The 7,435-nt window shown below is 57.1% G+C and carries 5 protein-coding genes and 1 tRNA gene; all 6 read right to left on the reverse strand.

Annotated features, from left to right (window positions below):
* Positions 1-270: 270 nt before the first annotated feature.
* Complete coding sequence (locus tag IOB61_RS08160) at positions 271-1,356, reverse strand: serine hydrolase (RefSeq protein ID WP_290814925.1); 1,086 nt, start codon at positions 1,354-1,356, stop codon at positions 271-273.
* A 367-nt stretch (positions 1,357-1,723) separates the two neighbouring features.
* The gene (gene parC / locus IOB61_RS08165) at positions 1,724-3,973 is read right to left on the reverse strand and encodes a DNA topoisomerase IV subunit A (RefSeq protein ID WP_290814928.1); all 2,250 of its coding nucleotides are present in this window, start codon (positions 3,971-3,973) and stop codon (positions 1,724-1,726) included.
* Between the two features lie 131 nt (positions 3,974-4,104).
* A tRNA-Glu gene (locus IOB61_RS08170) sits at positions 4,105-4,179 on the reverse strand.
* Positions 4,180-4,252: 73 nt separating this feature from the next.
* Positions 4,253-6,046 carry a single-stranded-DNA-specific exonuclease RecJ gene (recJ, locus tag IOB61_RS08175; RefSeq protein WP_290814931.1) on the reverse strand — a complete coding sequence of 598 codons (1,794 nt, stop codon included), beginning with the start codon at positions 6,044-6,046 and terminating at the stop codon, positions 4,253-4,255.
* A gap of 4 nt (positions 6,047-6,050) precedes the next feature.
* Positions 6,051-7,001 carry a class II fructose-bisphosphatase gene (glpX, locus tag IOB61_RS08180; protein ID WP_290814934.1) on the reverse strand — a complete coding sequence of 317 codons (951 nt, stop codon included), beginning with the start codon at positions 6,999-7,001 and terminating at the stop codon, positions 6,051-6,053.
* 49 nt (positions 7,002-7,050) lie between these two features.
* A partial coding sequence (locus IOB61_RS08185) for an ACT domain-containing protein (protein ID WP_290814937.1) occupies positions 7,051-7,435 on the reverse strand: 385 nt, incomplete at its 5' end.

A 7,435-nucleotide genomic window follows, 5' to 3' on the forward strand; every position in this document is an offset into this window, starting at 1 on the left:
CGCGACATCTGGGTCGTCAAGTGTCCGTTTTCTTCGAAAACGGATCGCGTCGCGACGCAGCAAAGCTGCGCACTTGACTACTCAGATGTCGCAGAAACAATTTCGTTTGCGGTTTGGTGAACCAGAAGGGTCACCAAAGCGCGTCTAGACAAAAACCATCCAAGAAACCGTCATCCCCGCCGAAGCGTAAGCTTCGAGCGGGGACCCCGTCGGACTTTGCGGCAGACGGTCCAAGGCTCAAATCCGCAGTTGCCCGACGCGTGTTACTGGTCAGCGCGGTGGTAAAGGCAGGCCAGGAACCGCCGCCGGAAGCACCTTGCCGATAAACTCTCGATACTCAGGGACGTTGGTATTCACCAATATCACAACGCCTGTCTTTTGTTGTGGCCAGTGGATAATGTAGGCATTGAAACCTTGCCAAGAACCACTGTGAAAGTCGATCCGTGTGCCCTCGACCATAACGGTGAACCAACCCATGGCATAAAAGGCCGGCTTGGCAGCGTCAGGCTTAATGACAGGTGCTTTAGTTTGCGCCCAGAGCGGGCCAAACAGCGCAGAGGGGGCATCTAAAGCTGCCAAATAGGTCGCAAAATCTCGGGCGGTAATATAGGTGGAGCCATCGGCAGTTTTGTTGAAGGTTGGCGAGACCCATGCTTGATTTTTCAGCGGGGAACCTATCTTCGGCTCGTCGCGCTCATAACCCGCTGCGCGGCCGGGTATGATGTCGAGTTCGGAGATGTCACGGGTAGCGCTCATCCCCAACGGCTTGAAGATATGGCTGGTGAAATAGTCGTGATAGGGGGCACCGGTAATCTTCTCAATGACCAGTCCAAGCATCACATATCCAGAATTAGAATAAGCCCATTTGGTGCCAGAAGGGCGCGATTTAGGCGCTTTATACATCAACTGACGTAAAGCATCTGGCGTGTAGGTCTGCTGCAGATTGACCGAACTATATTCATCATCCAGCCCTGATGTGTGCGAGAGAAGATGCTTGAGGCGAATATCTGCCCAGCTTGCGGGTGCGTCAGGAAAGAACTTCGAAATGGGGTCCTCAATGCTAAGCTTGCCTTCTTGCTGCAGCATCAAGATTGCAAGGCTGGTGAATTGTTTCCCCGTCGAGCCGGTCTGAAACACTGTGTCAGGCGTTACAGGGGCTTGCCACTCGAGATTGGCGTATCCATAGCCTGACAATCGACTGATTTTGCCATCCTTGGTAATCCCGATCGCCAGACCCGGAATATTCTGACGCTTCATCTCAGCGGTGATCACATTGTCCAGGTCGTCTGCATAGGCGAACGACACCCCCGTGACCAAGACAAATAATGCAAAAAAAACAGACCAGACCGCACGCATTATGGAACTCCTTAGCCACCACCGTACCCTTCGGTTACAACCTCCCCCTGCCGCGTGCAAGCCCAATATTGCGTCAGTTGTAGGCTGCGCTCCATGCATGGATCGCATGATAACATTTCAAAATTGGATGTGGCCCGAAGGGACTGAAGCGGTCTTTTCTACCCCAACGATGTCATCCCCGCCGGATCGAAGTGGAGAGCGGGGACCTTGTGGGACTTTGCGGCTCAAGGTCCCGGATCGGCTTCGCCGTCCGGGATGACATCGTTCAAGTTTTTTCCGTCTGGACCCGTTCTGGTGGAAACGCTGTTTCACCAAAGCGAACCGAACCCCTCGGAACATGCCCGCGCATGTCTGTTCAGAACTCCCCCTACCCCACAAACTTGCCCGAGCGGGAGAAGCCGCGGGGGACCATGCGACCGGCGGCGGCGCGTTTGGCGACATAGTCTTTCCAGTCCGGCACATCGCGGCGGCGGCCAGAGGTGTCATACCAAGCAAGGCCCTCTTCAGCCTTAAAGGTCTGGGCATCCAACAGGCCACCATCCTTATAGGCCTGTAGTTTAACCCCTTTACCCCGGCCCATGCGTGGCAATTCTTCGGTCTTGAAGATCACAAGCTTCCGGTTCTCGCCCACCACGGCCACCATATCACCTTGGATGGGGGCAACGACCGCGGTTTTTGCGCCATCATCCAAGTTCAAGATTTGCTTGCCCGAGCGCCGCATGGCCGCACATTCTTCATCGCTGACCACAAAGCCATAGCCAGAGCTTGCGGCAATCAAGCGCTCACCATCGGGCTTGGGCAAGAACATGGCCAAAATGTCGTGCTCTTCGCCCAGATCAATTGAGAGGCGCACGGGCTCGCCCAAACCCCGGCCACCGGGCAATTTATCCCCCGCCAAGGCAAAGGCGCGGCCATCGGTGGCAAATAGAACGATGCGGTCGGTCGTCTCGGCATGGAGCGAGAGATAATAGCCATCGCCATCCTTATATTTGACGGTCGACAGATCATCGATCTTGCCTTTAAGCGCGCGGATCCAGCCCTTTTGGGAGAGAACAACGGTGATCGGCTCCCGCGTGACAAAGGCTTCCGCACTCAAGGCCAGGGCAACAGGGGCTTCAGCAAAGGTCGTGCGGCGGGCACCGAGTGGGGTGTCTTTGGAAAAGGCCGATTGGATTTCGCGCAATTCTTCTGCCGCTTGTGCCCATTGTAAATCGGGGGAGGCAATCATGGCCATCAGGCCTTCACGCTCTGCCTTTAAGTCTTCATTTTCTTGACGAATTTCCATCTCTTCGAGCTTGCGCAAATTGCGCAAACGCGTGTCGAGAATGGCATTGGCTTGGACGTCAGTTAGGTCAAAGGTGGCGATCAGGACCTGCTTGGGCTCATCCTCATAGCGGATGATGCGGATCACTTCGTCGAGATTGAGATAGGCAACCAGCAAGCCCGCCAAGATTTCCAAGCGCGCTTCAATCTTGCGCAAGCGCCAATTGGCACGCGCCACAATCACCTCGCGCTTATGGTCGAGGAAGGCCTTCAAGCACTCAATCAAGCTCATCACACGCGGCGCACCCTTGGCGTCGAGCACATTGAGGTTCATCGAGAAGCGGTTTTCCAGATCGGTGAGCTTAAACAAGCTCTCCATCAATTGTTCGGGCTCAACCGTGCGGGCGCGTGGCTCGAGTACCAAGCGAATGTCTTCTGCGCTTTCATCGCGCACATCGCCCAAAAGCGGGGCTTTCTTGTTTTCGATCAGCTCGGCCAAGCGCTCAACAATTTTGGACTTTTGCACCTGATAGGGCGTCTCGGTCACAATGATGCGCCAGGTGCCGCGGCCGGTATCTTCCACATGCCAGCGGGCGCGGGTGCGGAAGCCACCCTTGCCTGTTGCATAGGCTTCGCGGATGGCGGCGCGCGATTCCACGCAAATCCCGCCCGTTGGAAAATCAGGGCCCGGCACCAGCGCCAAGATTTCATCCAGATCGGCTTCGGGCTTTTCGATCAGAAGCAGGCAGGCATCAATCAGCTCTGCCGCATTATGCGGCGGGATCGACGTCGCCATCCCCACGGCAATACCCATGGAGCCATTGGCAAGAAGATTGGGATAGCCCGCAGGCAGAACCGAAGGCTCTTCATCTTCTTGGCTATAGGTTTCGCGGAAGAGAACAGAATCCTCATCCACCCCTTCCATCAAGAGCGCGCCAATCGCGGTCAGGCGGGCTTCGGTATAGCGATAGGCAGCCGCAGAATCGCCATCAATATTGCCGAAATTGCCTTGCCCATCGACGAGGGGATAGCGGACCGAGAAGTCTTGCGCCAAACGCACAAGGGCATCGTAAATCGCACTATCGCCATGGGGGTGATATTTACCCATGACGTCGCCAACAATCTTGGCGCATTTTTTGAAATTGCTGGCAGGGTCGAGACCAAGCTCACCCATGGCATGGATAATCCGGCGCTGTACGGGCTTGAGGCCGTCACGCACATCGGGCAGCGCACGGCTGGTAATGGTCGACAAGGCATAGACGAGGTAGCGGCTCTCTAACGCCCGATCAAACGGCTCGTTGATGATATTGCCGCTGTCGCCGCCACTGCCATCTAATTCCACTAAATCGCCCATGGGCCCCTATCCTTCGAATCAGCTGCTTATCATGGCAGCCTGTGCGGCCAAGCGCGACGACAAGCGGCAGCGACTTGTGGACAAGTACTGCAAGAACGTGCCGATTTATGGGGATTTGTGTGGGGTGGGAGTGGCAGCTCCTACGGGAGTCGAACCCGTCTTTCCTGATTGAAAATCAGGCGTCCTAACCGATAGACGAAGGAGCCACGTCACATGCTGTTCACACGCGAGGCGCGCTCTATACAAAGGCCGATGCCAACACGCAAGCGGCCTTTGCTGCTAAGATGCAGGACTTGCATCGATAATCTCACAATCAACCGCGTTTCCGCCGCGCCAATCGTCTTTTTTAAGCCGAACCACGACATGTAACGGCCGTCTGCCCATCAAAGCATCGCCCAAAGGCGTGTTGAGCGCGCGGAATGCGATGGCTTTGATTCTCTGCCCCGATTGATCTTCCAACATCAGGCGCACATGGCCTGTGCCGACGGGGGCAGCGGCATAGGGCCGGACATCGGCAAAGGCAAAGACGGGATCGGGCCAGCCTGCGCCATAGGGCCCAACCTCAGCCATAGCTTGAAGGAGGTCAGGTGTGGCAGCCCCAAGCCCCACCAAGGCATCAATGGCTAGGTCGCGGCTGGTGCCGGTTGCGTCAGATTCGGTGCGCAGGCGGCGGGCTAAATCCTGATGCACGGCCTTAAGCGCGCTAAAATTCATCGTCAGGCCCGCAGCCATCGCATGGCCGCCACCGGCCAAGATCACCCCGTCACTGGCCGCCCCAGAGACTGCAGCGCCCAGATTAATCCCGGGCACCGATCGGCCCGAGCCCTTAGCCTCTGAATCATCTGGATCGGCAGAGCCAATGACGATCACCGGGCGGTGGAAGCGGTCTTTGAGGCGACCTGCGACAATGCCAATAATGCCCGGATGCCAGCCCGGTGCCCCTAACATCAACAATGGCCCATCCAAGGGCCCGGCTTCGCCGCGCTCTACCCGCGCGATGGCTTCTTCCAACACATTGGCTTCTATGGCTCGACGCTCGGCATTGAGGACTTCTAATTCTTCGGCAATTTGGCTGGCTTCGTGTGGGTCATCGGTCGACAATAGGCGCACAGCCAGAGAGGAATCCCCGACCCGTCCCCCGGCATTTAAGCGCGGGCCAAAGACCCAGCCAGAGGCATAGACACTGCCGGGCTCTTTCAATTTCGATGTCACCGCCAAAGCGGCTAGGCCGGGATTGGCGAGCTTTTCCTGCACTTTAAGGCCTTGGGCCACCAAAGCCCGGTTGAGGCCCGTGAGCGGGGCCACGTCGCAAATCGTCCCGAGGGCTGCAAGGTCAAGCCGGCTCAATAAATCATAGTCAGGCCCAGCCGACAGGCCTTGTTGGCGCGCTGCCCGATTGAGGGCCACCAAAGCCACAAAGACCACCCCTGCGGCGGTTAAAGTGCCTAAGCCCGATACATCATCTTGCCGATTGGGATTGACCACAGCCAAGGCGGGCGGTGGCGCGCCATGCATCAAATGGTGGTCAAACACCACCACATCCAAGCCAATGCGGGCGGCCTCTTCCAATGCCGCATAGGCTGCAGCCCCGCAATCCACGGTGATGAGAAGATCGGTACCGTTGGCCTTGATCTTATTGACGATCTTTGGGCTGGGGCCATAGCCATCAAGAATACGGTCGGGCACAAAGACATTGGCCCTGGCCCCTACTGATTTAAACCAGCTGAGCAGCAAGGCCCCCGATGTGCCGCCATCCACATCATAATCGGCCAAAATAGTAATGGCCTTTTGGTCCTTAACCGCCGCCAGAATGGCTGCCACCGCCTTTTCCATGTCCTGCAAGGTGAAAGGCTCGGGCAGTTCGTTCTTTAGCTTGGGCGACAAGATGCGCTGGGCCGTTTCGGGCACTGCCCCGCGCGCAACCAATAATTTGGCTTGCATCGCCCCAATGCCAAGGCGGCGCACACCTTCTTCCAAGACGCCAATGGTGGCCTCAGATTGGCCGTCCGGCAGACGTTGCAACCATCTGCGACCCGTCAGGCTCGACTCTATTCCGAGGAAAGAGCCGACCATTCCCCTAACCTAAATGCTGGGTGCGGACGACGCGGGCGGTCTTGGCCGCAGAATCCAACACCAAAGTCTCGGTCACAAAGCCCTTGGAGCTTGCCTTCACACCAGCCACCAAGGCCCCATTGGTTACGCCTGTGGCCGAGAAAACCACATCGGTGGAGACCAATTCGTCCAATTGATAGGTACGGCCAAGGTCGGTGATGCCAATACGGCGGGCACGCGCCTTTTCATCCTCATTGCGGAATACCAAGCGACCTTGGAATTGGCCGCCAACGCATTTGAGGGCAGCAGCAGCCAAAACACCTTCTGGCGCGCCACCTTGACCCAAATAGAGGTCAATCCCGGTCTCAGGGTCTGTGGTATAGATCACACCCGCCACATCGCCATCAGTGATCAAATGAACCCGCGCGCCAACTGAGCGCAAGCTCTCAATAATGCCGCTATGGCGCGGACGGTCCAAAACGCAAACACCAATTTGTTGCGGTTCTACGCCCTTGGCTTTCGCCAAAGCGATCACGTTTTCGGCTGGCGTGCGATCAATATCAACAACGCCCTGTGGCAGACCGGGGCCTACCGCAATCTTGTCCATATAGGTATCGGGCGCATAGAGCAGCCCGCCCTTTGGCGCGATGGCTAAAACGGCCAAGGCATTGGGCATGGCTTTTGCCGTCAAAGTGGTTCCTTCCAGCGGATCAAGCGCGATATCAAATTCCCCGCCCTCGCCGGTGCCAACTTCTTCGCCGATATAGAGCATAGGCGCTTCATCGCGCTCGCCCTCGCCAATCACGACGCGGCCCTTCATGGCAATAGCGTTCAAGCCTGTCCGCATGGCATCGACAGCCAATTGATCTGCGGCCTTTTCGTCACCCCGGCCAATGCCACGATAAGAAGCAATGGCGGCAGCCTCGGTCGCGGCTAAAGCACCTGCGGCGATATCAGGAGGAAGGTTTACGGTCATACAGGGTCCAACTTTACTAGAGATCAGGGATAGGCCACGCGGCCTCAAATTAGTCTTCCAGTGGCATCAAGACTGGGGCCTCAACAAGGACGTCCAGTCGAGAAAGTTCAGCCAAAGCGTCCAACAAATCTTGCTCCGCCATGGGCTGGGTGGTCAGCACGATGGGTACACGCGCTGCATCTTCGGGGGGCTTTTGCAGGAAGCTTTCGATGGAAACAAGGTGTTTTGCCAGCGTGTCGGTGATTTTGGCGATGGTGCCAGCCCGATCTGGAACGCGCAGACGAACGTAGAATTTCGAGTTCGCCAAAAGCCCACCCGAGGCTGCGGTCAATTGGTTGGCTTGACCGGGACCCGAGAAGACGGGCCGTGAATCTTCGTGCGAGAGATCAATCAAGTCCCCTGCGACCGCAGAAGCCGTTGGCCCCGCCCCTGCC

The sequence above is a fragment of the Aquidulcibacter sp. genome (assembly GCF_020253525.1).
Taxonomy (GTDB): Bacteria; Pseudomonadota; Alphaproteobacteria; order Caulobacterales; family Aquidulcibacteraceae; genus Aquidulcibacter.

Excerpts from the sequence above, each read along its gene's own strand:
- parC (WP_290814928.1), bottom strand. The coding sequence starts at position 3,973 with ATGGGCGATTTAGTGGAATTAGATGGCAGTGGCGGCGACAGCGGCAAT.
- recJ (WP_290814931.1), bottom strand. The coding sequence starts at position 6,046 with ATGGTCGGCTCTTTCCTCGGAATAGAGTCGAGCCTGACGGGTCGCAGA.
- IOB61_RS08160 (WP_290814925.1), bottom strand. The coding sequence starts at position 1,356 with ATGCGTGCGGTCTGGTCTGTTTTTTTTGCATTATTTGTCTTGGTCACG.
- glpX (WP_290814934.1), bottom strand. The coding sequence starts at position 7,001 with ATGACCGTAAACCTTCCTCCTGATATCGCCGCAGGTGCTTTAGCCGCG.